Source organism: Methylorubrum thiocyanatum (assembly GCA_014138645.1).
In the GTDB taxonomy this organism is placed as follows: Bacteria; Pseudomonadota; Alphaproteobacteria; order Rhizobiales; family Beijerinckiaceae; genus Methylobacterium; species Methylobacterium thiocyanatum.
Window position 1 is genome coordinate 467,910 of record JACJIB010000004.1, and the last position, 23,529, is coordinate 491,438.

The 23,529-nt window shown below is 69.9% G+C and carries 20 protein-coding genes; 7 read left to right on the top strand and 13 right to left on the bottom strand.

What is annotated here, in order from left to right; all coding sequences use genetic code 11:
* Window positions 1-134: 134 nt before the first annotated feature.
* Complete coding sequence (locus HNR51_RS13425; RefSeq protein ID WP_182555233.1) at window positions 135-1,307, bottom strand: cysteine desulfurase family protein; 1,173 nt, start codon at window positions 1,305-1,307, stop codon at window positions 135-137.
* Between the two features lie 272 nt (window positions 1,308-1,579).
* On the opposite strand from HNR51_RS13425, the gene HNR51_RS13430 reads away from it, so the two are divergent.
* The gene (locus tag HNR51_RS13430; RefSeq protein ID WP_182555234.1) at window positions 1,580-2,236 is read left to right on the top strand and encodes an alpha/beta hydrolase; all 657 of its coding nucleotides are present in this window, start codon (window positions 1,580-1,582) and stop codon (window positions 2,234-2,236) included.
* Window positions 2,237-2,273: 37 nt separating this feature from the next.
* On the opposite strand, the gene HNR51_RS27005 is transcribed toward HNR51_RS13430, so the two are convergent.
* The 5 genes from HNR51_RS27005 to HNR51_RS13460 all read right to left on the bottom strand — a co-directional run bounded on the left by HNR51_RS27005 (window position 2,274) and on the right by HNR51_RS13460 (window position 9,957).
* Window positions 2,274-2,906: a type II toxin-antitoxin system RelE/ParE family toxin gene (locus tag HNR51_RS27005; protein WP_373325215.1), complete on the bottom strand. Its 633-nt coding sequence runs from the start codon at window positions 2,904-2,906 to the stop codon at window positions 2,274-2,276.
* 49 nt (window positions 2,907-2,955) lie between these two features.
* Window positions 2,956-7,062 carry a Pls/PosA family non-ribosomal peptide synthetase gene (locus HNR51_RS13445; RefSeq protein WP_182555235.1) on the bottom strand — a complete coding sequence of 1,369 codons (4,107 nt, stop codon included), beginning with the start codon at window positions 7,060-7,062 and terminating at the stop codon, window positions 2,956-2,958.
* Between the two features lie 240 nt (window positions 7,063-7,302).
* Window positions 7,303-8,196, bottom strand: coding sequence for an NAD(+)/NADH kinase (locus HNR51_RS13450; RefSeq protein ID WP_182555236.1), 894 nt, complete (start codon window positions 8,194-8,196; stop codon window positions 7,303-7,305).
* Between the two features lie 11 nt (window positions 8,197-8,207).
* The gene (locus tag HNR51_RS13455) at window positions 8,208-9,188 is read right to left on the bottom strand and encodes an SPFH domain-containing protein (protein ID WP_182555237.1); all 981 of its coding nucleotides are present in this window, start codon (window positions 9,186-9,188) and stop codon (window positions 8,208-8,210) included.
* 1 nt (window position 9,189) lies between these two features.
* On the bottom strand, window positions 9,190-9,957 hold the full coding sequence (locus HNR51_RS13460) for an NUDIX domain-containing protein (RefSeq protein WP_182555238.1): 768 nt from the start codon (window positions 9,955-9,957) through the stop codon (window positions 9,190-9,192).
* Window positions 9,958-10,198: 241 nt separating this feature from the next.
* On the opposite strand from HNR51_RS13460, the gene HNR51_RS13465 reads away from it, so the two are divergent.
* Window positions 10,199-10,816, top strand: a complete 618-nt coding sequence (locus tag HNR51_RS13465) for a PepSY domain-containing protein (RefSeq protein ID WP_141953360.1) — start codon at window positions 10,199-10,201, stop codon at window positions 10,814-10,816.
* A 153-nt stretch (window positions 10,817-10,969) separates the two neighbouring features.
* Here the strand turns inward: HNR51_RS13465 and HNR51_RS13470 are convergent, their stop codons facing one another.
* Window positions 10,970-11,245 carry a hypothetical protein gene (locus tag HNR51_RS13470; protein ID WP_041372140.1) on the bottom strand — a complete coding sequence of 92 codons (276 nt, stop codon included), beginning with the start codon at window positions 11,243-11,245 and terminating at the stop codon, window positions 10,970-10,972.
* A gap of 427 nt (window positions 11,246-11,672) precedes the next feature.
* On the opposite strand from HNR51_RS13470, the gene HNR51_RS13475 reads away from it, so the two are divergent.
* From HNR51_RS13475 to HNR51_RS13490, 4 genes are all read left to right on the top strand, one after another.
* A complete protein-coding gene (locus HNR51_RS13475) occupies window positions 11,673-12,836 on the top strand; it encodes a metallophosphoesterase family protein (RefSeq protein ID WP_182555239.1) in 1,164 nt (387 codons plus the stop codon).
* Window positions 12,837-12,912: 76 nt separating this feature from the next.
* Complete coding sequence (locus HNR51_RS13480) at window positions 12,913-14,181, top strand: arsenic transporter (protein ID WP_182555240.1); 1,269 nt, start codon at window positions 12,913-12,915, stop codon at window positions 14,179-14,181.
* A gap of 34 nt (window positions 14,182-14,215) precedes the next feature.
* Window positions 14,216-15,178 carry a DMT family transporter gene (locus tag HNR51_RS13485; protein WP_012456149.1) on the top strand — a complete coding sequence of 321 codons (963 nt, stop codon included), beginning with the start codon at window positions 14,216-14,218 and terminating at the stop codon, window positions 15,176-15,178.
* A 288-nt stretch (window positions 15,179-15,466) separates the two neighbouring features.
* On the top strand, window positions 15,467-15,682 hold the full coding sequence (locus HNR51_RS13490; protein WP_182555241.1) for a hypothetical protein: 216 nt from the start codon (window positions 15,467-15,469) through the stop codon (window positions 15,680-15,682).
* 30 nt (window positions 15,683-15,712) lie between these two features.
* On the opposite strand, the gene HNR51_RS13495 is transcribed toward HNR51_RS13490, so the two are convergent.
* The 6 genes from HNR51_RS13495 to HNR51_RS13520 all read right to left on the bottom strand — a co-directional run bounded on the left by HNR51_RS13495 (window position 15,713) and on the right by HNR51_RS13520 (window position 21,162).
* A complete protein-coding gene (locus tag HNR51_RS13495) occupies window positions 15,713-15,943 on the bottom strand; it encodes a DUF6894 family protein (RefSeq protein ID WP_012456147.1) in 231 nt (76 codons plus the stop codon).
* Window positions 15,944-16,143: 200 nt separating this feature from the next.
* A complete protein-coding gene (locus tag HNR51_RS13500; RefSeq protein ID WP_085985431.1) occupies window positions 16,144-16,872 on the bottom strand; it encodes an amino acid ABC transporter ATP-binding protein in 729 nt (242 codons plus the stop codon).
* A gap of 65 nt (window positions 16,873-16,937) precedes the next feature.
* Window positions 16,938-17,630: an amino acid ABC transporter permease gene (locus tag HNR51_RS13505; RefSeq protein WP_182555242.1), complete on the bottom strand. Its 693-nt coding sequence runs from the start codon at window positions 17,628-17,630 to the stop codon at window positions 16,938-16,940.
* Window positions 17,630-18,352, bottom strand: a complete 723-nt coding sequence (locus tag HNR51_RS13510) for an amino acid ABC transporter permease (RefSeq protein ID WP_141953349.1) — start codon at window positions 18,350-18,352, stop codon at window positions 17,630-17,632. Before HNR51_RS13510 ends, HNR51_RS13505 begins: the two co-directional genes overlap by 1 nt.
* 43 nt (window positions 18,353-18,395) lie before the next feature.
* The gene (locus HNR51_RS13515) at window positions 18,396-19,307 is read right to left on the bottom strand and encodes an amino acid ABC transporter substrate-binding protein (protein ID WP_182555243.1); all 912 of its coding nucleotides are present in this window, start codon (window positions 19,305-19,307) and stop codon (window positions 18,396-18,398) included.
* Between the two features lie 190 nt (window positions 19,308-19,497).
* Complete coding sequence (locus HNR51_RS13520) at window positions 19,498-21,162, bottom strand: porin (RefSeq protein WP_182555244.1); 1,665 nt, start codon at window positions 21,160-21,162, stop codon at window positions 19,498-19,500.
* A 728-nt stretch (window positions 21,163-21,890) separates the two neighbouring features.
* Here HNR51_RS13520 and HNR51_RS13525 point away from each other — a divergent pair.
* Window positions 21,891-23,426 carry an alginate export family protein gene (locus HNR51_RS13525; RefSeq protein ID WP_182555245.1) on the top strand — a complete coding sequence of 512 codons (1,536 nt, stop codon included), beginning with the start codon at window positions 21,891-21,893 and terminating at the stop codon, window positions 23,424-23,426.
* Window positions 23,427-23,529: the final 103 nt, after the last annotated feature.

Below are 23,529 nucleotides of genomic sequence, written 5' to 3' on the forward strand. Positions count from 1 at the left end.
CTCCTACCGACTCCGGCGTCAAGGACCGGGGGTTTCCAACGAAACGGCGGGTTGGCCGCCGAGAAAATGGCTTGGGCGGGCGGTGCTGAGGGTTCCTCACGAAAAGCCCGGCCCGGGCGCTTCGTGAGAGAGTCTCAGGCTGCCTGCCCTCGCCGCTGATATAGGGACGAAACGACCCGTTCGAACCCCGCCACAAAGCGTGACAGGTCATCCGCGCGCGAATTCCAGCCGAAGCTGACGCGCAGCGCCCCTGCGGCGAGCGCAGGGCTCACGCCCATCGCCGCGAGCACGGGGGAACGGGCCACTTTGCCCGAAGCGCAGGCCGAGCCCGACGAGACGGCGAGGCCCGCGAGATCGAGAGCGATCAACGCCGTGGAAGCCGGAAGGCCCGGCACGGCGAAGCTGAGCGTATTCGGCAGGCGCGGCGCGCCCGCCCCGAACACGACGACGTCGGGAGCGAGTGCCCGGAGCTGCGCTTCGAGCGCGTCGCGCAGGCCCCCGAGCCGCACCGCCTCGCTCTCCAGTGCAGCCTGGGCGATTGCTGCCGCCGCGCCCATGCCGACAATGCCCGAAAGATTCTCGGTGCCGCCGCGCAGGCGCGCCTCCTGGCCGCCGCCGCGCAGGAAGGCCGCCTCCAGGCTCACCCCCTCGGCCAGCACCAGGGCGCCGACGCCCTTCGGCGCAGCGAATTTGTGGCCGGACAGGGTCAGGGCGTCGAGGCCGAGGGTGGAAAAATCGAGCGGGATCTTGCCGACCGCCTGGACCGCGTCGCTGTGGACGAGCGCCCGCCCGTGGGCGCGGGCCAGCCGCACGATCTCGGCCAGAGGCTGCACCACCCCGGTCTCGTTGTTGGCGGCGTGGACCGAGACCAGCACGGCCTCGTCGCGGTAGGCGTCGAGGCGCGCCGCCAGGGCGTCGAGGCGCAGCAGGCCCGCCGCGTCCACCGGCAGCACCTCGACCGCTTCCGGCGCGAAGCGGTGGCCGGCGGCGACGCAGGGATGCTCGGTGGCCGAAATCATCAGGCGGGCGGGGGCGGGAAGGCCCTCCTTGCGCAGGGCGCCGGAGAGAACGGCGTTGGCCGCCTCGGTGCCGCCGCTGGTGAAGGTGACGCGCTCCGGGTGCGCCCCGAGCAGGGCGGCGAGCTGCGCCCGCGCCGTCTGCAGCGCGTGGCGCGCCGCGCGGCCCTCCGCATGGATCGAGGAAGGATTGCCGGGCAATTCGAGCGCGCGCGCGACCGCCATCGCGACCTCCGGACGCACCGGGGACGTCGCGTTGTGATCGAGATAGCTGCGCGCCGCTGACGTCATCCCGCCGTTCCGCTCCGCATCGCCCTGACAATTCCTGATTTTCTTGATTTCGCCCCCCTCCCCCGTGCTAAGCCGCGCGCAACGCGCGCCTTTTGCATCGAAGACCGAGGCCGAAACCTTGTTTAGAATAATTCCAATCGCCTAGAATTATTCTAAGAGCGCTTGTAAGTGGCGCGCGCAGCGAGTCAAGCCATCGCCGGCCGGAGGCCGGCCCGGTTCCCCGTGCCTTCCGGATGCGAGTGGGGCGGGAAGCGGATCATCTCGAGGACACCATGCCCGAAGTCATCTTTTCCGGCCCTGCCGGCCGCCTGGAAGGCCGCTATCAGGCGCCCAAGAAGAAGGGCGCGCCGATCGCGATCGTGCTCCACCCGCACCCCCAGTTCGGGGGCACGATGAACAATCAAATCGTGTACAATCTTTTCTACACCTTCGCCAATCGCGGCTTCGCAGCCCTGCGCTTCAATTTCCGCGGGGTCGGGCGCAGCCAGGGCGCCTTCGATCACGGCTCGGGCGAGCTCTCCGATGCGGCGGCAGCCCTGGACTGGGTGCAGTCAGTCAATCCGGAGGCGAAGTCCTGCTGGATCGCGGGCGTGTCGTTCGGCTCGTGGATCGGGATGCAGCTGCTGATGCGCCGCCCGGAGATCGAGGGCTTCATCTCGATCGCCGCCATGGCCAACCGCTACGACTTCACCTTCCTGGCGCCCTGCCCCTCCTCCGGCCTGTTCGTGCACGGCTCCGAGGACCGGGTGGCGCCGGCCCGCGAGGTGATCCCGGTGATCGAGAAGGTGAAGACCCAGAAGGGCGTCATCATCGAGCACCAGATGGTCGAGGGCGCCAACCACTTCTTCGACGGCAAGGTCGACGAACTGACCCAGACCGTGGACACCTATCTCGACAAGCGCCTCGGGGCGAAGCCGGAAGGGGCGTGAGGCGTGGCAGCCCGCTGGCTCGGCCAGCGGGCGATCGTCATACGAGTTCGACCCGCAAATCCCGCCCGACCGCGCGCGCGGCGCGAACCAGGGACTCCAACGTCGCGGCCCCATTCGACGGATCGAGGAGGCGGTCGACCTGAGCGCGGCTCGTGTGCATGAGTTCGGCCATTCGAACCTTGCTGATCTTCTGACGCTTCATCTCCAAGGCGATCTGCTCGGCGATGATGCTCTTGGCCGCCGCCCCCTTGACCTCTTCGGCAATGCCCTCGGCTTCGAGCCAGCTCTCGAAGGTCGATCCAATATGGGGATTGTCCGCTTTCATCTCGTCACCTCCTTTCAAGCGCCGCCGCGCCAGCTCAAGCTCTGCCGCCGGCGTCCGCTGCGTCTTCTTGATGAAGGCATGCAGGGCGATCAGCCGACCTTCATGGAAGCCGAACAGCAGGCGGGCTTCGCGGCGGCTCGGAAGCGTCGAACGCACCTCGAACAATCCGCCCGCCATCGGTCGGCAGACCGGCAACCCGATCGGCCAACCCAATTGGACCCGACGAGCATCGAAGCCGACAACGCGCTTGTCCTCTGGCGGTAGTCGCTTCAGCCATTCGCGGACCGGCTCCTGGCCGGACGCACTTCGATAGAAGACCAGAGGGATGGCCGGCGCAGCGGTCATCCGCGGAAAGTACCATTATTGGTACGCCCCGCAAGCGCTGCGCGCCCGTTCACGCCGCCTTGGCCACCGGTTCGGCCACCGCATGCACCACCGGCACGGCGGGCGCGCCCTCCCACTCGGAATGCGCGGGAATCGACTCGCCCTTCATGACGATGGTGAGCGGGCGCAGCCGCGCGTAGTCGCCGACATGGCTGTCGTAGAGCACGGTCGAGAAGGCCCCGACCGACACGCCGCGGCCCACCACGACGCGCCCGACCTTCATGATGCGGTCCTCGTAGAGGTGGGTCTGGAGCGCGGCCGAGCGGTTGATCGCCGCGTAATCGCCGATCTCGACGCAGTCGAACTCGGTGATGTCGGTCATCAGCAGGCAGGTGCCCTTCCCCACCTTCACGCCGAACAGGCGCAGCACCCAGGGCAGGAACGGCGTGCCCATCAGGTGCTCCAGCAGGACCTTGCCGGCCAAGCCCCAATAGGCCACCGCGATGGCCTCGGTGCGCATCGCCCACCACGACCACATCGGCCGCATGCCGGGGCGGTAGACCCCCATCAGCAGCCATTTGAGACAGATGACGCTCGTGGTCTGGATCAGGGCGATGACGAGGCTCACCGCCACGAAGGCGAGCGCCAGCCCGCCCCAATCCTCGGCCAGGATCGCCGGATAGAACACCCAGTCGATCGCGCAGATGGCGAGCGAGATGTAGAGCATCGGCGAGAACGAGGTGGCGAAGGCCTCGAACAGGCCGCGCCGCAGCTTGGCCCAGACGCTCGGCTCGAAGGTCTGCGCATGCGAGCCGAGATCGACCTTCTGGCGCACCGGCAGGCGGATCGGCGGCGAGCCGAACCACGTCTCGCCCGGCCCCATCTCCGCGTTGGCCGGCGGCTTCGACTTGATGCCGATCAGGACGTCGTCGGGCAGGCGCGTGCCCAGCGGCAGCACGCCGTCATTGCCGACGAAGACGCGGGCGCCGGTCTCGACGGTGTGAAGATGCATCCAGCCGCGGCGGATTTCCTCCTCGCCGACCACCACCTCGTCGGCGATGAAGTTGTTGGCGCCGACCGAGACGAGGTCGTGGCGCGAGCCGAGATTGGTCGAGATCTCGGCGCCCCGGCCCATCTTTGCCCCCATCAGCCGGTACCACGCCCGCATGTAGACGGTGGCGAAGAGCGAGGAGAGCGTCTCCAGCGTCACCTCGGAGGCAAGCGCCACCAGCCACTTGCGCAGGTAGAAGCCCGACCAGATCGAGTAAGTGCCGGACGTCGCCCGCTGCAGCACCGCCCAGCGGATGGCGGCGATGAGCAGCACCGTGCCCGCCGTCATCAGCATGGCGGTCGGCCAGGTCAGCAGCGGCAGGTAGGCGTGGTAATCGAGGTCGGTGATCTCGGAGAGGTGATCCGAGATCTGGTCGAAGATGTAGAAGGCCGGGAAGATCGGCAGCAGGCCGACCGCCGGCACCGCCGCGAGCAGGAAGGCGTAGACCGCGCCGAAGGCCGCCCGTCGGGCGGGCGAGGCGGTGGCCGGCTCGGGCAGGGCGGAGAAGTCCACGGTGCCGACCCGGCGGCCGGGCGAGCCGTCCCAGGCCTCGGCCGGACCGACCTCGGTGCCCGCCGGCACGGTGGTGAGATCGGCGATCTCGGCGTGATCGCCGATGGTCGTGTCCGGGCCGATGACGCAGGAGGTGCCGATGGCGACGTCCTCGCCGATCTCGACGGAGCCGATGACGAGTTCGTTGCCGACGACCTCGGCATTGGCGATGACGAGCCGCCCGCCCAGCGACGAGCCGCGGCCGATCGTGAGGAGATCGGCGGCGCCGACATCGAGGTCGGAGACCAGCACGTCGTCGCCGATCCTCGCGCCGAGCAGGCGCAGATAGGTGACGATGACGGGCGAACCCTGGAGCCACTTGATGTGCACCAGCGGCGTCAGGCGCTGCGCCAGCCACCAGCGGTAATAATAGACGCCCCAGAGCGGATAGCGGCCGGGCCGCGTCCGCCCGAGGATCAGCCATTTGGCGGCGATCGCGATCGTCGCGGTGACCGCGTTGATGCCGATATAGACGAGGAGCAGGACGCCGAGTTCGCCCCAGAAGCCGAGCCCGCCGCCGGTGAGCAGCAGGTAGGTGACGAAGATGCCGAGCCACTGCGCCGTGGCGAGCGCGATCACGAAGGGCAGGGCCACCGCCTGCGCCAGCCCGCACAGGACGCGGCGCAGGAGCGGGGGCGGGGCGAAGCTCAGGTCGCGGATCGCGGTCTGCGCGCCGACGCCGCCGCTGCGCTCGATCAGGCTGGCCGCCATCGCCCGGAGCGTGCGGCCGGCATAGACGTCCTGCAGGGTGATGCCGGCGAGCGCGGGCGTCTCGCGCACGGCGCCGACGAAGCGGGCGGCGAGCAGCGAGTGGCCGCCGAGTTCGGAGAAGAAGTCGGCCTCGAGCCCGATCGGCCCGTCGCCGAACACCTTCTTGGCCGCCGCCAGCAGGGCGGCCTCGGTCTCGTTGTCGGGAGCCTCCTGCTCGCCGTCGGCCGTGGCGACGGTGAGCGGGGCGATCCGCAGGGCCTTGCGGTCGACCTTGCCCGAGGTGAGCCGGGGCAGGGTCTCGACCGTCTCGAAATGGCCGGGCACCATGTAGGGCGGCATCTGCGCCGCCAGATTTTTTCGGAGATTCGCGCGGTCGAGGTCGGCGCCGCGCTCGGGCACGAGGAAGGCCACGAGGCGGTCGACCTCGTCGTCGCGCCGCAGGACCACCGCCGCCTGGTTGATCCCCGCCTCGCCGCGGATGCGGGCCTCGATCTCGCCGAGTTCGACGCGGAACCCGCGGATCTTGACCTGATCGTCGATGCGGCCGTGGAAGACGATGTCGCCGGCCTCCGTCATCGAGACGGCGTCGCCCGAGCGGTAGAGCACCGGGTCGGTCCCGTCGGACGGATAGGGGTTGGCGACGAACTTCTCCGCCGTCAGCTCGGGCCGCTTGAGGTAGCCCATCGCCACGCCGGGGCCGCCGATCAGCAGCTCGCCTTGTTCGCCGGGCCGGAGCAGGTTCAGCGCCTCGTCGGCGACATAGACGGAATAATTCGGGATCGGGCCGCCGATGGTGACGGGCCGGCCCGGCCGCATCTCGGCGGCGGTCGCCACCACGGTGGCCTCGGTCGGGCCGTAGGTGTTGAACAGGCGCCGCTCGTTCGTGGCCCAGCGCGCCACCAGCGGCTCGGGCAGGGCCTCGCCGCCGAGCAGGACGAGGCGGACGCTCGGCAGATCGCCGGGGATCATCGCGAGCAGGGTCGGCACGGTGTCGAGCACGGTGACGCCGGCTTCCGCGATGATCGCGGGCAGCGACTCGACATCGCCCATCATGGCGGGGCTCGCCACGAACAGGCAGGCGCCGACGAGATAGGGGACCCAGATCTCCTCCATCGAGAGATCGAAGGCGACCGAGGCGCCCTGGAACACCACGTCGTCGGCGCGCAGGCCGTAGACGGCGTTGCCCGAGCGCAGGAAGTGGCAGATGTTGGCGTGGCTGATGCTGATGCCCTTCGGCACGCCGGTCGAGCCCGAGGTGTAGATCAGGTAGGCCGGGTGCTCCGGGGTGAGACCCGCCGCATCCAGATCGGGCGGGGAGGCCCCTTGCCCGGCTCCTTGCCCGGCTCCTTGCCCCGCCGCCAGAACCGCGGCGGTCGTGAGCGCGGGCGTGCCCTCCGGCGCCTGGGGATGCAGGGCTTCCGAAACGAGGAGCGCCTTGGCCTCCGCATCGCCCAGGCACACCGCGACCCGCTCAGCTGGCGCCTCGGCGTCGAAGGGAAGCCAGGCGGCCCCGGATTTCGTGATGCCGATCTGCGCGATCAGCAGCTCCGTGCCGCGGGCCATCCAGAGGCCCACCACATCCCCTGGGCCGACACCGCGGGCGAAAAGTCCGGCGGCGATGGCGTCGGAGCGGGCATCGACCTCCGCATAGGTCAGAACCGGGCGGCGGCCGCCGGAGCCGGGCTCGGCGGCATCGATCAGGCAGGGGGCGTCCGCGCGCGCCCGCGCGCTCGCCCGGAACAGGGCGGCCAGGGTCTCCCGCCGGATCAGGTCGGGGCGGGCCGGCCCGCGCAGGACGGCGCGGCCGTCAGGGCCCCCGCCCGGCCCGTCCTCCCGCCGCCCCGCCTCGGCGAGGCCGCTCATCCGATGCTCTGCTGCCGATTCCACGTGCTGCCCATTCCCGGATCGGTCGAACCCCGCGCCGACGCCCAGGGCGCGCGCGATCACGCGCCCCATGCGCGGCACCCTTGGCGGTTTTGCGACAGGATCGCGCCCTACGGATGATTGCGGCCCGCCGGCCCGACCGGACGTCCCGCACAAGGTCCATATACGGGATGAGCGGCCGGGGAACCGGTGTTCCCGAACACGCCGGCCGCCGTCCCGTCAGCCCGTCACGAGGTGCAGCACCCGGTCGGCCGGGGCGATCCGCACCTGCCGGCCCCAGCCGAACCCTAAAAAATCCTGCTCGATGCCGTCGGCGAAGACCACGCCGCCCTCGTTCATCCGCGAGGTGACGACGAGGTCCGCGTCGGTGAGCTTGCCGGCCCGCAGCCGGGTGGCGGTGGCGACGCTGGGGAAGGGCTCGCGGACCCAGTAGCCCACCGCCCGCTCGTCGGGGGCGAGCGACAGGTCGAGCCCGGTCGCTTCGGAGATCGAGCGGGCCCAGCCGGTGGCGCCGGTGCCCGAGGCGACGATGAGGCCGCTGGAGGACTGGTCTTCCGATGCCGTCCCGGCCTCGATCCGGTAGCGGGCGGATTGGTGGCTGCGATGGCCAACAAAAATCTCGTTGAGGGCGAACAGGCGCTCCGTCCCGTCGATCACCGCCTCGACCATGGTGCGGCGCTCGAGGGCGACATCGCCCGCCACGCTCGCCGGCAGCAGCCGGGGGAGCCGCTCGACGGGGTTGCGCGCCAGCACGCCGTCGTAGAGGTCCGGCGCCGGGTTGACCCCGATCACCGGCTGCGCGCCGAGATACTTGGCGACGTTGGCGATCAGCCCGTCCTGCCCGACGGCGACGACGACGTCGTCCGGCCCGAACAGGAAGCGGTCGAGGTCGGCCCGCCGCACCAGGGCCTGGCGCCATTCGTCGGGCACCGCGGCGCGGGCCCGCGCCAGCACCGCGTGGAAGCGCTCGTGGCGGGCCTCGACCTGCGCCAGGCCCTCACCACGGCTCTCCAGGAAGAAGCGGGCCTGTCCCCGCGTGGCGTGGCGGGCGATCAGCAGCTCGTAATCGGTCTCGCGGGTGACGAAGACCGCCCGCGGGGTGAGCGCGGCCATGGCCTCCTCCCTCAGCGGGCCGGGAGGCCGCCGGGCCGGCGGACCTCGCCGAGCACGGTGGCGAGCAGGTCCGGGGTGACGTTGACGTGCTCGATCGTGTCGAGCTTGCCCGCCAGCGCCTGGGCGGCCAGCCCGAGCAGGATGCCCGGCGCCACGTCGCGGTAGATCGCGATGCGCGCCCGCTCGGCCTCGGCCCGCGCCCCTTCGACCACGCGGATGCGCTCGGCCTCGGCACCGGCCGCGATCCCTTCCGCCTCCGCCCGTCCTTGCGCCCGGTTGCGGGCGTTCTGCGCCTCCTCCGCGATCAGCAGGCTCTCGCGCCGGGCGAGCTCGGTCTTGGTGGCGAGTTCGTTCTCGGCGATGGCGCGCTCCTTCTCCACGGCGAGCGCCCGGCGGGCGAAGGTGGCCTCGTCGGCCTTCTGCTGCAGCGCCTCGTAGGTCGGCGTCTGCAGGGCGCGCTCCAGCTCGCTCGACGGGGCGAGGTTGGTGAGCCGCACCGAGACCACCGCGACGCCGATCTCGGCGAGCGACGGCTCGGCGGCAAGCGCCGCCTGCAACTGCCCGCGCAGGGATTCCGGCCCGGCATCGAGCAGGGCGCGCACGGGCGCCTGCCCGAGGAATTGCAGCACGGTCTGGTTGGCGAGCCCGGCGATGCGCGCCTCGATCCGCTCGACCGGCTCGCCCTGCAGCCGGCCGGTGCGCAGGTCGAGGGAGAAATCGACGCGGGCGGCGAGCCGCTCGGGATCGGCGACGTGCCAGCCGATGCTGCCCTGTACCGCCACGCTCTGGAAGTCCGCGCTGCGGCCGCGCACGAACAGGGTCATCTCGCGGTCGTCCATGGGGAGTTCGCTGATGCTCGCGGTCTCGGGGCGGAACCAGAAGACGAGCCCGCGCCCGCTCTGGCGCGGACGGCCGTTGCGGTAGCGGATGACGTAGTGGCTCGCCTCGCTGCGCAACTGGGAGAGCACGCCGAAGCGGCGGATCGTGGCCATGTCAGTCTCCTTGCGAGGGGGAGGTTGGACGGAAGCGGTACAGCTCGGCGGGGCGGTAGGAGGTGCCCGTCTCGAACCGGCCGGTGGGTTCGAGCCAGCCGCGGTCGAGCATCCGGCGGCGGAAGGCGGGCTTGTTCAGCGGCGTGCCGAGGATCGCCTCGTGCACGTCCTGGAGCTGGCGCAGGGTGAACAGCTCGGGCAGCAGGCGGAAGCCGACCTCCGAATAGTCGAGCTTGCCCCGCAGACGCCGCATCGCCAGCGCGACGATCTCGGCATGGTCGAAGGCCAGCCTCAGCGCCTCGCCCGTCGGCGACAGGACCGTCACCGGCGCTGCCGCTTCGGCCTCGTCCGCCACGCCGCGTCGGGGCAGCGCGACCGTGCCGAAGCTCAGCGTCGGCGCGCGCTCCAGCGCCTCGGCGAAGGCGGCCTCGGCCAGGAGCGCGAGATAGGCGACCGTGACGATGCGCATGCGCGGATCGCGCTCCACGGCGCCGAAGGTATAGAGCTGCTCCAGATGGGCCGGCACCCCGCCCGCCTTCTCGCGCAGGACGCGGGCGGCGGCGTCCTCCAGCGCCTCGTCGATCCCGACGAAGCCGCCGGGGAGCGCGTGGCGCCCCGCATGCGGGTGCCGGTCGCGCCTCAGGAGCAGGAGGGCGGGACGCCCGGCCGAGAGCCCCATGAGCACCAGATCGACGGCAACGGCCGGCCGCGCGTAATCGGCGGGATCGTAGCGCGCCAGGAAGGCGGCCTCGGATTCGCTGGGGCTCATGGACGCGACCTCGACTCGCTTATATCCGAACTGCGTCTTAGTTATTTTTGAGATGAATATAAGTCAAGGCGCGCGGTGCCCGTTCCGCGCGTCGCGCCGGCCAAGGCGGCCTCGTCCAACCCCGTACGGCCCCGGATTCACGCGCGCCGGATTGCCTGTTCGCGCATCATGACGCGCCGCAACCAAGCGGCGTCCCGGACCGTTCTGAAGACCCAACCAACCCGAGAACGGGACACCCGCCATGAAGACGACCGCCCTGCGCCTCACCGCCGCCACCGGCCTGCTGACCCTGATGACGGGTCTCGCCGCGGCCCAGAACCCCGACCTGACCAAGAACCCGGAGAATACCGGCCGTGCGCCCACGGCGACGGAGGCCACCAAATCCAACAGCGACCTGAAGGAGTGGCAGGTCGCCAAGTCGGCCAAGGTCGACCTCGCCCAGGCGATCGCCACCGCCGAGGGCAAGGCCGAGGGCGAGGAGAAGGGCGGCAAGGCGATCGACGCCGATTTCGAGAAGGCCGACAGCAAGAACCCGGCGCACTACTCGATCAAGGTCGTGTACCCGAGCGGCAAGCTCGTCGAGCACGGCATCAACGCCGACACGGGCGACCTCTACAAGAGCGAGAACCAGCCGATCGAGCGCTACTTCACCCGCCTGAAGGCGAGCGACTTCCAGAACGCCAAGGTCTCGCTGAAGGACGCGATCAAGCTCGCCGAGCAGAAGGCCCCCGGCAGCAAGGCCTACGAGGCCGAGGTCGAGCGCGAGGGCAACGCGGTCGAGTACGAGATCAAGCTGGCGCTCACCGACCGCGAGCAGGAGGTCAAGGTCGGCCCGGACGGCACCGTCAAGAACGACTGATTTCGCTCAATTCCTCCCTGCCGGAGGGGTGACAGCGCGAAGGGCCGCCCGGGAACCGCAGGGAACCCGGACGGCCCTTCGCAGGGCGTCCTGCAAGGCTTCGCACGCCGTCGCGTCGCGAGACGGACGGTTTCTCGGCGCGCGCGCGAGACCTCAACGGCTCTCGTGGCCCTGGCCCTTGGCGCCGGGCGAAGCGCCGGAGCCGGCATCGTTGGCGCCGGTGCTGTTGGCGGTGCCGGAGCGGCTCTTGTCGCCGGAGGTGGGGCCGCTTCCGGCCGCCCCGGGCGACGATCCCGAACCGGCATCGTTCGGCCCCGTGCTGTCGGCCGTGCCGGAGCGGCTGGTGCCCGACGCGCCCGAACCCTCGGCGGCGAAGGCGGCGGGCGCGAGCACGAGAGCGCCGGCAAGTGCGATGGTCACGGCCTTGATGGTCACGGCCCTCATGGCGGATCTCCCTGTTTTCTGGTGCGGTCGACCCTCGGGAAACCGGCGCTCCGGGGCCCTGTTCCGCCCTGCCCTCGCCCTGCCGCGACACGCCGATGGACGAGCGGGCATCGGCCCTGACCGGACCGGGGCCCGCCCGAGGCCCGGACGGGGTCGGGCGCGCGGATCCTCCGCCCGAGCCTCCCGAAGACACACTTTTGTGATGGATTAGGTCGGAACAGAGGGGCCCGGAACATCTTGAGCGGCGGCTGCCCATACGGGGCCTGTGCGCCGCCGGGGTGAGGGCCTCTTGGACGAGGCATCGCTCCTGCAAGGATCCCACACGGATCCCGGCGCGACGGGCGCTCCGCGAAGCAGGCCACCGTTCCCAGGCCCCGGACCCCGGCCCATAACCCGACGGAGGCGGCCGACGATGAGCGCACGCGACGATCTCCTCGTCTTCGCCCATATCGGCGACCTGCACCTCACCGATCCGCAGGCCGGGAACGCCCGCGACTACCGGGCCCTCATCGCCCAACTCGACGCGGCCGACGGGCTCGATTTCGTGTTCCTGCCCGGCGACAACGCCGACAACGGCCGTCCGGAGCAGTACGCGCTCGTCCGCGCCGGCCTCGACGGCCTGCGGCTGCCGGCCCACGTCATCACCGGCGACCATGACATGGAGGGCGGGAGCCTCGACGCCTTCTATGCCGGCCTCGGCGTGCCGCGCCTGCCCTACGCCGTCACGGTCTCCGGCACGCGCTGCCTGTTCCTCGATCTCTGCGGCTCCGGCTCGGGCGGCCCGGATTTCCGGCTCGGGTCCGAACAGCTCTCGTGGCTCGAACGGGAACTGGCCGGGGCCGAGGCGGAGGGCCGGGACTGCGCGCTGTTCATGCACAGCTACCCGGCCGACCTGAAGGCCGAGGGCGAGGGGGCCCGCGTCGCCGAACTCGTCCACCGCGGACCGGTCCGCCTCGTCGAGATGGGCCATACCCACTACAACGAACTCGCCAATGACGGCCGCACCGTCTACGCGGCCTGCCGCTCCACCGGCCAGATCGAGGAGGGGCCGGTCGGCTACGCCATCGCCGCCCTCGATCGCGGCGGGGTGGCGTGGCGCTTCAAGGAACTCGACCGCCCCTGGCCCTTCGTCCTGATCACCGCCCCCGCCGACCGGCGGCTGGGGTTGCACGACCATGGCCGGCCCCCTTGCCACGGCGCCGAGGGGCCGCCCAAGAACGCTCGCGCGGACGGCACGGAGATCCGCGCCATCGTCCTCGGATCGGCCGCGATCACCCGGTGCGAGTACAGCCTCGACGGCGGACCCTGGCAGCCGATGCAGGCCGGCGACGGCGACCGCCGCTATCGTGCCCGCCTCGACGGGCCGCCCTCCGCATCCTGCGCCCGGCGGATCGCGGTGCGGGCGCTGGATGCGGAGGGCGGCACGGACGAGGACGCGGTCGAGCCGGCCGGCCCTCACGCGCCGCCCCCGGTCTCGAAGGGGATCGGCAGCGACGCCGATGCGGTCGGGGCCTGGCCGGAGAAGGGCCTGATCGGAACGCAGCTCGGCCCGAACCGGAACGGGCGGCAATGGTGATCCGCAGCCCGGCCCGCGTCTCGGCAAGCGCTCCTCACGCTCTCTCGAACCACACGGAAAAGGACACCGGACGCCGATGGGCGCGCTCAGCCTGACCCCGAACCTCGCGACCTGGGGCATCGCCGCGCTGGCGACCCTCGGCGTGATCCTGCGCCCCTTCGCCTGGCCCGAAGCGATCTGGGCGGTGCTCGGCGCAGCCCTCCTCGTCCTGCTCGGACTGATCCCCTGGCAGGCCGCCCTGGAGGGCGTGGCCAAGGGCACCGACGTCTACCTGTTCCTCGTGGGCATGATGCTGCTCTCCGAGATCGCCCGGAAGGAGGGCTTGTTCGACTGGCTCGCCGCCCATGCGGTGCGGGCCGCCAAGGGGTCGGCGACGCGGCTGTTCGCCCTCGTCTACGTCGTCGGCACGGTGGTGACGATCTTCCTCTCCAACGATGCCTGCGCGGTGGTGCTGACCCCGGCCGTCTTCGCCGCGACCCGGGCCGCGGGGGTGAAGCAGCCCCTGCCCTACCTGTTCGTCTGCGCCTTCATCGCCAACGCGGCGAGCTTCGTGCTGCCGATCTCGAACCCGGCCAACCTCGTCGTCTTCGCCGAGCACATGCCGCCGCTCTCGCAATGGCTCGCCACCTTCACCCTGCCCTCTGTCCTCGCCATCGGCGCGACCTACGCCGTCCTGCGCCTGACCCAGAACGCGCGGCTGAAGGCCGAGACGGTCGCCGCCGACATCGCGATCCCGGCCCTCGGGCGCGGCGGCACGATCGCGGGCATCGGCATCGTCGCCACCGGGGCGGCCCTGATCGGCGCCTCGGCCGCCGGGATCGAACTCGGCCTGCCGACCTTCCTCGCCGGTCTGGCCACCGCCCTCGTCGTGCTGGCGATCAACCGGGGCGGGCTGGTCGAGGTCGCCCGGGACGTCTCCTGGGGCGTGCTGCCCCTGGTCGCCGGGCTCTTCGTCCTCGTCGAGGCCCTGGAGAAGACGGGCCTGCTGACGCGGCTCGCCGACTGGCTGGGGCACGCCGCGCAGGGTGATCCCGCCGCCACGGCCTGGGCCGGCGGCGCGCTGGTCGCCTTCGGATCGAACCTCGTGAACAACCTGCCGGCGGGCCTCCTGGCGGGCGCCGCGGTGCAGGCCGCGCATGTGCCGGACACGGTCGCGGGGGCGATCCTGATCGGCGTCGATCTCGGGCCGAACCTCTCGGTCACGGGCTCGCTCGCCACGATCCTCTGGCTCACCGCGATTCGCCGCGAGGGCGAGGACGTCTCCGCCTGGGCCTTCCTGAAGCTCGGCGCGCTCGTCATGCCGCCCGCGCTCGTCCTCGCGCTTGCGGCCCTGCTGCTCGTCTGATCCCCGCCCCTCTCCGATCCGGAGGCCGACCCGCGTGAGTGCCGCCCTTCTCTACCCCTTCATCATCGTGGCCGGCGCGCTGCAGGCGCTCGGCAATTCCATGAACGCGCAGTTGCGGGGGCGCCTCGTCAACCCGTTCCTGGCGGCCTCCGTCTCCTTCCTGCCGATCGTCTTCGTCTTCGCGACCCTGTTCCTCGTGATGCCGACGCCGCTGCCGAGCCTCGACACGCTGGCGGCGATGCCGTGGTATGCGCCGCTCGGCGGCGTGGCCGGGGCGGTGGCGGTGTTCGGCGGCCTCGCCTTCGTCGACAAGGTCGGCGCCGGCCCCTTCAACGGCCTGACCCTGACGGCCAACATCCTGACCTCGCTGGCGATGGATTCGCTCGGCCTGTTCGGATTGCCGGGCGGCGGCTTCAAGCCGATGCCCTGGCTCGGCGGGCTGCTCATGGCCGTCGGCGTGACGTTCATCGCCCGCGTCACCCCCGACAAGGGGCAGAAATCGGGGCAGAAATCGGGACAGGAGTCGGACGAGGCGGAGGCGGGGCACGGCCTCAACCCGCGGCTGCTCTACCCCTTCATCGTCGTCGCCGGCGCCCTGCAGGCGGTCGGCGTGGTCTGGAACGCGCAGTTGCGCGGGGCCCTGGTCAATCCGTGGCTCGCGGCCCTGGTCTCGTTCCTGCCGGTGGTGTTCGTCTTCGTGCTGGTCTTCCTGCTGCGGCCGAAGCCGCTGCCGCAGCGGACGGATGTCGAGGGGGTGCGCTGGTGGATGCCGCTCGCCGGCCTCGCGGGCGCCGTGGCGGTGTTCGCCGGCCTGCTGTTCGTCGACAAGGTCGGCGCGGGCGCCTTCAACGGCCTGCTGATCACCGCCAACCTGCTGACCTCGGTGGCGCTGGACCATTTCGGCTGGGTCGGCATGAAGCGGGTGCCCGCCGGCCCCTCGCGACTGGGCGGGGCGGCCCTGATGGTGGCGGGCATCGTCCTCATCTCGCTGTTCTGACCATCGGAGAAAACGTGCAGCGAAAGCCTCGCCCTTGCGCTCCCGACCTGACACGCGCAACCCGGCCCCAAGCTTCGGTCGCACCTTAAAAGGCACTGTCAAGGCAGATCGATACAAAACACGATGTTTTGATCGTACAATTCACGGGCTCGCCCGACATCCTGGCGACTAGCTGTCAGACTCTATTCACCATGGAGAAATCTACTCGCGATTCTGCCACATTGCACAATCTTGCTGTCCGGATTAGCCTCTTGTAAGCGCCCAATACGCTCCGATCCGGGAAGGACGATGCCGACGAACGACGCTGATGCCATCGCCGAGGTGGCCGCGCTGTGTGTGGCCGCCCGCGCGAAGCTTCCAGCCTCGGGCTTTCACCGGCTCCGCGTCCTGCTCGACATGCTCCTGATCGATCTCGACCGCGAGACGCCGCCCCCGGGCGAGTCCGGGGGAGAGAGCCGGCCGGGTGTCAGGGCGTCGTCGGAGACTTCGTCGGACCGCGCCTGATCGGGGCGCGAGCCTTGAGGCCGGCCGGCCTCAAGCGTCGTCGATCTGGCACACGAGGCGGATCGTCATCACGCTGTCGCCGCTGCCGTTGCGCACGGTCAGAACCAGGGTGCAATCCTGGCTGTCCTCGGCCTCGGCGGCCATCAGGGTCGTCATCACCCGCAGGGCCTCGCGGCGCAGGGCGAGCGGATCCCGGATCTCGCGGCCCACCTCGTCCTGCAGATCCGTGCCGTCGTTGATATCGAAGAAGTAACGCGGCATCGAAACAGCGCTGTATGGAAAAACCGTCCCGCTTCAATCGGATGCCGACCCGATTGCACGGAGCGGCGCCATCCGAATCGACTCGAGCAACGCCCCAAACTCGAACAACGTACGGAAGCGGGGCCCGGTTGCCGCCGTACGAGGCGCTACTCTACGACCGGAACGCCGCGACGGGGAGAGCCGGCGCCGAGATATCGGCGTCAATGTGCGAGGATCTTCGACAAAAACTGCTGAGCCCGCTCGCTGCGGGGCCGGTCGAAGAAGGTGTCCTTCGCCACATCCTCGACGATCTCGCCGCGATCCATGAACACCACCCGGTCGGCCACCTTGCGGGCGAAGCCCATCTCGTGGGTCACGACCATCATGGTCATGCCGTCGCGGGCCAGCTCCACCATCACGTCGAGCACCTCGCCGACCATCTCGGGATCGAGGGCCGAGGTCGGCTCGTCGAACAGCATCACCACCGGGTCCATGGCGAGCGCACGGGCGATCGCCACCCGCTGCTGCTGCCCGCCCGAGAGCTGGCCCGGATGTTTTTCCGCATGCGCCGAGAGTCCGACGCGGGCCAGCAGATCGAGGCCGCGCTGGGTCGCCGCCGCCCGCGAGCGCCCGAGCACCTTGCGCGGGGCGAGGGTGAGGTTGTCGATGACGCTCAGGTGCGGGAACAGCTCGAAATGCTGGAACACCATCCCGACCCGGGCGCGCAGCCGCGGCAGGTTGGTGGCCCGGTCCCGCACCCGCGTGCCGTCGACGGTGATCTGCCCCTCCTGGAACGGCTCCAGGGCGTTGACGCATTTGAGCAGCGTCGACTTGCCCGAGCCCGAGGGGCCGCAGACCACCACCACCTCGCCGCGGGCGACCGCGGTGGTGCAGCCGGTCAGGACGCGGACCTCGCCGTACCACTTCGACACCGCCTCGATGGCGATCATCGGGCCGCCCGCTTCGGCCGGCTGCGGCGCTGAGGTCATCGGCCCACCCTCATCGTGTTGCCCTCTCACCGGACGATCGCCGTGCGGGCCTGGAGCCGGCGCACCAGCAGCGAGGCCGCGAAGCAGATCGCGAAGTAGACGAGCGCGGCGAACAGGTACATCTCCACGAGCCGCCCGTCGCGCTGCGCCACCTTGGAGGCCGCTCCCAGGAAGTCGGTCAGCGAGAGCACGTAGACGAGGGAGGTGTCCTGGAAGAGCACGATCGTCTGCGTCAGCAGGAGCGGCAGCATGTTGCGCATCGCCTGCGGCAGCACCACGAGCCGCATCGCCTGCGCGGGGCTCATGCCGAGCGCCCGCGCCGCCGCGCCCTGGCCCTTCGGGATCGACTGGATGCCCGCCCGCACGATCTCGGAGAAGTAGGCCGCCTCGAACAGGGTGAAGGTGACGAGCGCGCTGGCAAACGCCCCGACCTGGATCGGCGTGTCCGAGCCGATCGCCCAGGCCCCGAGATAGGGCACGAGGAAGTAGAACCAGAAGATCACCAGCACCAGCGGCAGGGCCCGCATCAGCTCGACATAGAGCTTGGCCGCGTGCGTCAGGCCCGGCACGCCCGACAGCCGCAGCAGCGCCAGCCCGGTGCCGAGCACGAGGCCGCCGCTCGCCGCCAGCGCGGTCAGCGTCAGGGTGAACACCATGCCCTGCGCGAACAGGTAGGGCAGCGCGTCGCGGATGACGGAGAGGTCGAATTGTCCGAACATCAGCGCCCTCCCGGCACGGCGACGCGCCGCTCCAGAAGCGTCGCGCCCGCGATCACCACGAGGTTGAGGGCGACGTAGAGCAGCGTCGCCGCGGTGAAGGCCTCGAACACCTGGAACGAGAATTCCTGCATCGCGCGGGCCCGCGCCGTGAGTTCCAACAGGCCGATGGTGAGCGCCACCGAGGTGTTCTTGAGGTTGTTGAGGAATTCCGAGGTCAGCGGCGGCAGGATGATCCGGTAGGCGTTGGGCAGGAGCACGTGGCGGTAGGTCTGCGCCCGCGTGAGGCCGAGCGCGAGGGCCGCCTGCGTCTGCCCCCGCGGCAGGGAACGGAGGCCCGCCCGCACCTGCTCGGCCACCCGCGCGGCGGTGAAGAAGCCGAGGCACAGAACCGCCGTATAGAACGGCGCGTCCGGCATCTGCTTCACCGCCGTACCGAGATCGCGGGGCAGCAACTCCGGCAGCACGAAGTACCAGAGGAACATCTGCACCAGCAGCGGCACGTTGCGGAACCCCTCGACATAGGCCGCACCGACCGCGTTGGCCGCCCGCGAGGGCAGCGTGCGCATCACGCCGACCACCGAGCCGAGGGCGAAGGCGATGATCCAGGAACAGAGCGCGGTCGCCACCGTCCAGGCCAGCCCCGAGAGCAGCATGTCGGCATAGGTGCCGGCGCCCTCGGGGGAGGGCTCGAAAAAGATGCCCCAGTTCCAGGTGTAGGTCATCGACAGATCATCGGGCGCAGGCCATCCGCTTCGGTCGGGGCAGTCAGTAGGCGGCCGGGTCCGGGCTGTCGCTGGGGTTGGCGAAGACCTTCTGCATCGCCTCGCTCATCGGCAGCTTCAGGTTGATGCCCCGCGGCGGGATGGGTTGGGTGAACCACTTCTCGTAGAGCGCCCGCCCCTCCGGGCTCTTGTAGAGCGCGGCGGTCGCGGCATCGACCACGGCCTTGAAGGCCGGATCGTCCTTGCGCAGCATGATGCCGTAGGGCTCCGGCCGCGACTGCGCCTCCGAGGAGATCGCGTAGGCCTCGGGCGTCTTCGAGCCGGCGACGAGGGCGGCGAGCAGCACGTCGTCCATCACGAAGGCGTCGGCGCGTCCGGTCTCGACCATCAGGAAGGCTTCCGCGTGGTCCTTGGCCGGCAGGATCCGCATCCCGAGGCCGCGGGCGGTGTTGATCTCGTTGATCTGGCGGATGTTGGTGGTGCCCGAGGTCGAGACCACGGTGCGGCCCTTGAGGTCGTCGGTCTTGTCGAGCCCCTTCTCCCGCTTGGCGACGAAGCGCGTCGCGGTGAGGAAATGGGTGTTGGTGAAGGCGGCCTGCCGCTGCCGGTCGGCGTTGTTGGTGGTCGAGCCGCATTCGAGGTCGATCGTCCCGTTGGCGATCAGCGGGATGCGGGTGGCCGAGGTGACCGGATTGAGCCGCACCTCCAGCGTGTCGCGCTTCAGATGCGCTTTGACCGCGTCGGCGACCTTGAGACAGATCTCGAAGGCGTAGCCCACCGGCTTCTGATTCCCGTCGAGATAGGAGAACGGCACCGAGGCGTCGCGGTAGCCGATGGTGATCGCGCCGGTGTCCTTCACCTTCTTGAGGGTTCCGCTCAACTCCTGCGCGCGGGCCGGCGCGGTGGCCGCCGAAATCGCGAGGGCGGCGAGGAGAAGCGCGTGACTCAGGTGCATCCGGCGGACCTTCCTCTGACGACGACCGCCCCGTTGCAGCCGGGACGACATGCGTGACGGGCACGCGATCTGAACCGCATAGTGATGCTGAGCGAAGCGCTTGTCATCCGATCCGGACAGGCGCGCCGAGGCAAAGCCCAGACCATCGGCGCGACGCGCCGCTTCCCGGGGGCCGTCGGCGGGCGGACCCTCAGAAGTCGCGCTGGACCCTGATGCGGATCTGCGTCGTGTCGTAGCGATTCTCGGTATAGACCGGCAGGCCGTTCAGGGTGACCGGGCGGGTCACGTCGGCGTCGCGCCCGCCGAGCAGGCCGGTGCCGAGATAGATTCCCTCGATGCCGATATCGAGATCCTTGACCGGCGACCAGATCAGGCTCGCGCCGGCGATGATCTGGTAGGTGTCGCGCAGGATCGGGTTGGATGCAAAGGCCGCACCGATCGGCGGCGCGGTGGAGCCGACGAGGCTGTTGACGAGACTGAACGCCTCGCGCGTGCCGCGCCGAAACCCGACCTCGCCGTAGCTCCCGAAGACGGCGGAGCGCCATTCGGGCGTCCAGTAATGCAGGAGCGAGGCGGCCGCCGTGAAGCTCTTCGACAGGTCGATCCGGCCGGTCAGCGGGTTGATCACCGCGTCGGCCAGGGCCTGTACGAAGGGGCCGCCCTGCACCGGGGTGAGCTGGCTGCTATAGTAGCCGGTGAAGAACGAGTAGCCGGTATAGACCAGCGCGCCCTCGCCGTAGGCGCCCTGCAGGTAGATCCCGTCACCGGAGGCGAGCCAGGGCAGGTTGAGCTTGAGGCCGCCCTGCACCGCCCAACCGTAATCGGTCTGCGATCCCGATGCGATGCCGCGGGCGGCGAGCAGGGCTGCGGCGGCGCCGGCGCCCACCGGCCCCGTCGCGGAACCCGGCGCGGCGGTCAGGGTGGAGATGCCGGAATTGGCGATGAAGCCGCCGATATTGACGTCCTTGACGGCAGCCGAGAGCTGGGCCGAGCCCCAGCCCGCATCGTAGCGCAGCGCCCCGACGAAGTCCGGCATGCGCGAGCGCTGAACCGTGTCGACGAAGGCGGCGGTGTTGGCGGTACCGTTGGCGTTGGTGCCGAGGATGACGGGGCTCGGAGCGGTGACGAAGATGTTGTTCAGGCCGCTCTGGCCGGGGATGGTCCCGGTAGGGGCGGCCGAAGCGGCGTAGAACGGGTTCTTGCGGAGGTTCGGATCCTCCATCGCCAGCGTCGCCGACCAGCCCTCCCCCATCTTGGACGTGTAGGCCAGGAGGTTGGTGGAGGGCATGTCCGACCCCGCCGTCGCGCCGCTCAGCTCGTAATCGTGGGCGTAGAAGTCGAAGAACGAGGCGGCGCGGCCCGCCGTCAGCCCGGCGAATTGAACGAAGGCCTTGTCGGTCACGACGTAGTTCTGGACCCGGCCGAGCGCGTCCTGGCCGGTCGCCGGAAAGGCGTTGCCGATGCGCTGCTGGGTGCCCGACGCCATGGTCACGCCGACGCGGCTCGCCGCCTCCACGCGCAGGAAGGCGCGCAGGGTCCCGTAGCCGGTCTGCGTGCGCGCATCGACGTTCATGCGCAACAGCCCGCGGTACTGCGACAGGTCGCCCGCGCTGTTGGTGCGGTTCTGGACCGGGATGTACCCGGCCTCGAAGCGGGCGCGGCCCGAAACGCGCAGGCAGGTGTCGGTCCCGGGGATGTAGAAGAAGCCTGCACCGCTCGCGCTGCAGACCCGAACGTATTCGATCGGAACCGCCTTCCTGACGGGCAGGTCAGCCGCCCGGGCGGTGTCGACGGCCGTCGCGGCCGTGACGGCGATCGCGGCGCCCGCGAGACCCGCCGTTGCAACCCGCCCCATCCACCGGACCTCCACCATCCGTCCCGCCCCCTCACAGCGCCGCGTCGCCTGCCATGCCGCCTCCTTGAGGAGGCATGACGATGGCCTAGGGCACGACTGCATAACCGTTGTGCAAACCTGATTTATCCCTAGGCAACCCTAGAGAAGCTTGTTCAATACTGATACGATACAAATCTATATTTGATGCGTCACGCACAATCGCACGTTGCCGCGGATCGGCGCCGGCCTGTGACGTTTCAGCCGCACTTCCCCCCGGAACGCGACCGGCCAGGATGAAGCGGAGGAACTGATCGTGCCGACGGGACGGCTCGATGCGCGGGCGCCGGATCGGGCGGGCTCGGCCGCGAAGCGCCCCTGCCGATCCCTATGCCGATGCCCCCTGCACGGAGAGATTGAGAGACCTGCCCCCCAGCGGACGGCCCGAGAAGAGCAAATCGATTTAATCCCGAAAAATTCAGGTCATCACGGGATTTCGTCCGGGCCGTTGCAGACGGGGGACAAAGGACGAAGGCATTCCAGGGATTAAAAGACGCAGTTCAAATCCCTGATTTCGTTCCGTTTTGGACGTGTGCCTCCATGTGGAAAACCCGTTGCTGCGGGATCGGCGGATTCATGGCTCCGCCGACAAAATGCATCGATCAAAGCGGGGGTCCTTGCACTGGTATACCAGTCTAGGCGATCTCTAGCCGGCCCCGAACGAACTCTGCGGAAGAACAGGAGGCGGTGTCGTGAAGCGATCGGTTCTGTGCGCGTCGTTGCTTGCCGGCGCCTTTATTCCTCCCCTTGCCCTCGCCAGCCCCGCCCTCGCCCAGAGCGGATTTCTGGCCGGACCGGCTCCGACCGCCACGGAGGTCGCGACCGCAAAGGTGCAGGCGGGGATTACCGCATCCCGCAAGAAACAGGACGGGCCCTACTTCGCGGCCCAGCCGGCCCAGCCGCCGAACTTCCTCTACCGGGCGCTCGGCGAGCCGGAGAACTGGCGCATCAGCGGCTCGTTCCGGCCGCGGGTGGAGGGCATCGCCAACCAGTTCCGCCCGGTTCCGACCTTCCCCGCCAACGACATCCTGAACTCGTATCTCACCACGCTCTACGTGGAATACGGGATCAAGGGACCGGTGCGGTTCGGCGTGGAGCTGTTCGACAGCCGCGGCTACTTCCAGCAGCGCAACTCCTCCGCCTTCACCACGGAGATCAACGCCCTCGAACCGGGCCAGGCGTACCTCAACTTCGATACGGGCGATCTCGGCGGCGAGGGCTCGAAGAGCAGCCTGACGGTGGGCCGCTTCACCAAGAACATCGGTTCGCGCCGCCTCGTCTCGCGCCAGCAGTTCCGCAACACCATCAACGCCTATACCGGCGTGAGCTTCGACTGGCAGGGCTTGGGCAAGGACAAGTTCACGGCGCTGTGGGTGATGCCGCACACGCGTTTGCCCGACGATCTCAACGGGATCCTCGACAACGGCATCGAGTTCGACCGCGAGAGCCTGAACCTGCAGCTCTTCGGCGCCTCCTACACCTTCGCCAACATCTTCGGCGGCACGTTCGAGCTCTACGGCTACGGCCTCTACGAGCAGGATTCGGGCACCGGCCTGCGCTCGGTCCAGACCCGCGACCGGCGCCTGTTCACCCCCGGCCTGCGGCTCGCCCGCCAGCCGCGGGTCGGCGAGTTCGACTACGATTTCGAGGGGATCTACCAGACCGGTCTCGCCCGCGAGACCGCCGCGGCCGCCGACCAGCGCGACCTCACCGTCTCGGCCTATTTCGTCCATGCCGAGGTCGGCTACACCCTCGACCATGAATGGAAGCCGAGGCTGTCGCTGCATTACGACCATGCCAGCGGCGACCGGAACAACGACGGCAAGTTCACCCGCTTCGATACGCTGTTCGGCGCCCGGCGCTTCGAGTACGGCCCGACCGGCCTCTACGGCCCGGTCCAGCGCGCCAACCTGATCTCGCCCTCGATCCGCGCCGAGATCACCCCGAGCCCGGTCTGGGACGCCTTCATCGCCTACCGCCCGCTCTGGCTGGAGAGCGCCACCGACACCTTCGCCGCGACCCTGATCCGCGACCGCACCGGCCGCTCCGGCACCTTCGCCGGCCACCAGATCGAGGGCCGCCTGCGCTACTGGATCATCCCCAACGAGATGATCCTCGACACCGGGCTGGCCTACCTCGCCAAGGGCGACTTCCTGCGCAACGCTCCCAACGCGCCGGATACGGGCGACACCTTCTACGGCTATCTCAACACGACGCTGTTCTTCTGAGTGTCTCTCTTGAAACGCCCGCCGCGCCCGCAAGGGCGGCGGGCGGAGACCGGGCCTTCGTGAGGGAGGCTGAGCCGGCGTGGGTGACGACCCGTCGCCCCTG

Bases quoted from the DNA above. Each gene is read 5' to 3' on its own strand.
- HNR51_RS13425 (WP_182555233.1), bottom strand. From the start codon at position 1,307: ATGACGTCAGCGGCGCGCAGCTATCTCGATCACAACGCGACGTCCCCG.
- HNR51_RS13430 (WP_182555234.1), top strand. From the start codon at position 1,580: ATGCCCGAAGTCATCTTTTCCGGCCCTGCCGGCCGCCTGGAAGGCCGC.
- HNR51_RS27005 (WP_373325215.1), bottom strand. From the start codon at position 2,906: ATGACCGCTGCGCCGGCCATCCCTCTGGTCTTCTATCGAAGTGCGTCC.
- HNR51_RS13445 (WP_182555235.1), bottom strand. From the start codon at position 7,062: ATGAGCGGCCTCGCCGAGGCGGGGCGGCGGGAGGACGGGCCGGGCGGG.
- HNR51_RS13450 (WP_182555236.1), bottom strand. From the start codon at position 8,196: ATGGCCGCGCTCACCCCGCGGGCGGTCTTCGTCACCCGCGAGACCGAT.
- HNR51_RS13455 (WP_182555237.1), bottom strand. From the start codon at position 9,188: ATGGCCACGATCCGCCGCTTCGGCGTGCTCTCCCAGTTGCGCAGCGAG.
- HNR51_RS13460 (WP_182555238.1), bottom strand. From the start codon at position 9,957: ATGAGCCCCAGCGAATCCGAGGCCGCCTTCCTGGCGCGCTACGATCCC.
- HNR51_RS13465 (WP_141953360.1), top strand. From the start codon at position 10,199: ATGAAGACGACCGCCCTGCGCCTCACCGCCGCCACCGGCCTGCTGACC.
- HNR51_RS13475 (WP_182555239.1), top strand. From the start codon at position 11,673: ATGAGCGCACGCGACGATCTCCTCGTCTTCGCCCATATCGGCGACCTG.
- HNR51_RS13480 (WP_182555240.1), top strand. From the start codon at position 12,913: ATGGGCGCGCTCAGCCTGACCCCGAACCTCGCGACCTGGGGCATCGCC.
- HNR51_RS13490 (WP_182555241.1), top strand. From the start codon at position 15,467: ATGCCGACGAACGACGCTGATGCCATCGCCGAGGTGGCCGCGCTGTGT.
- HNR51_RS13495 (WP_012456147.1), bottom strand. From the start codon at position 15,943: ATGCCGCGTTACTTCTTCGATATCAACGACGGCACGGATCTGCAGGAC.
- HNR51_RS13500 (WP_085985431.1), bottom strand. From the start codon at position 16,872: ATGATCGCCATCGAGGCGGTGTCGAAGTGGTACGGCGAGGTCCGCGTC.
- HNR51_RS13505 (WP_182555242.1), bottom strand. From the start codon at position 17,630: ATGTTCGGACAATTCGACCTCTCCGTCATCCGCGACGCGCTGCCCTAC.
- HNR51_RS13510 (WP_141953349.1), bottom strand. From the start codon at position 18,352: ATGACCTACACCTGGAACTGGGGCATCTTTTTCGAGCCCTCCCCCGAG.
- HNR51_RS13515 (WP_182555243.1), bottom strand. From the start codon at position 19,307: ATGCACCTGAGTCACGCGCTTCTCCTCGCCGCCCTCGCGATTTCGGCG.
- HNR51_RS13520 (WP_182555244.1), bottom strand. From the start codon at position 21,162: ATGGGGCGGGTTGCAACGGCGGGTCTCGCGGGCGCCGCGATCGCCGTC.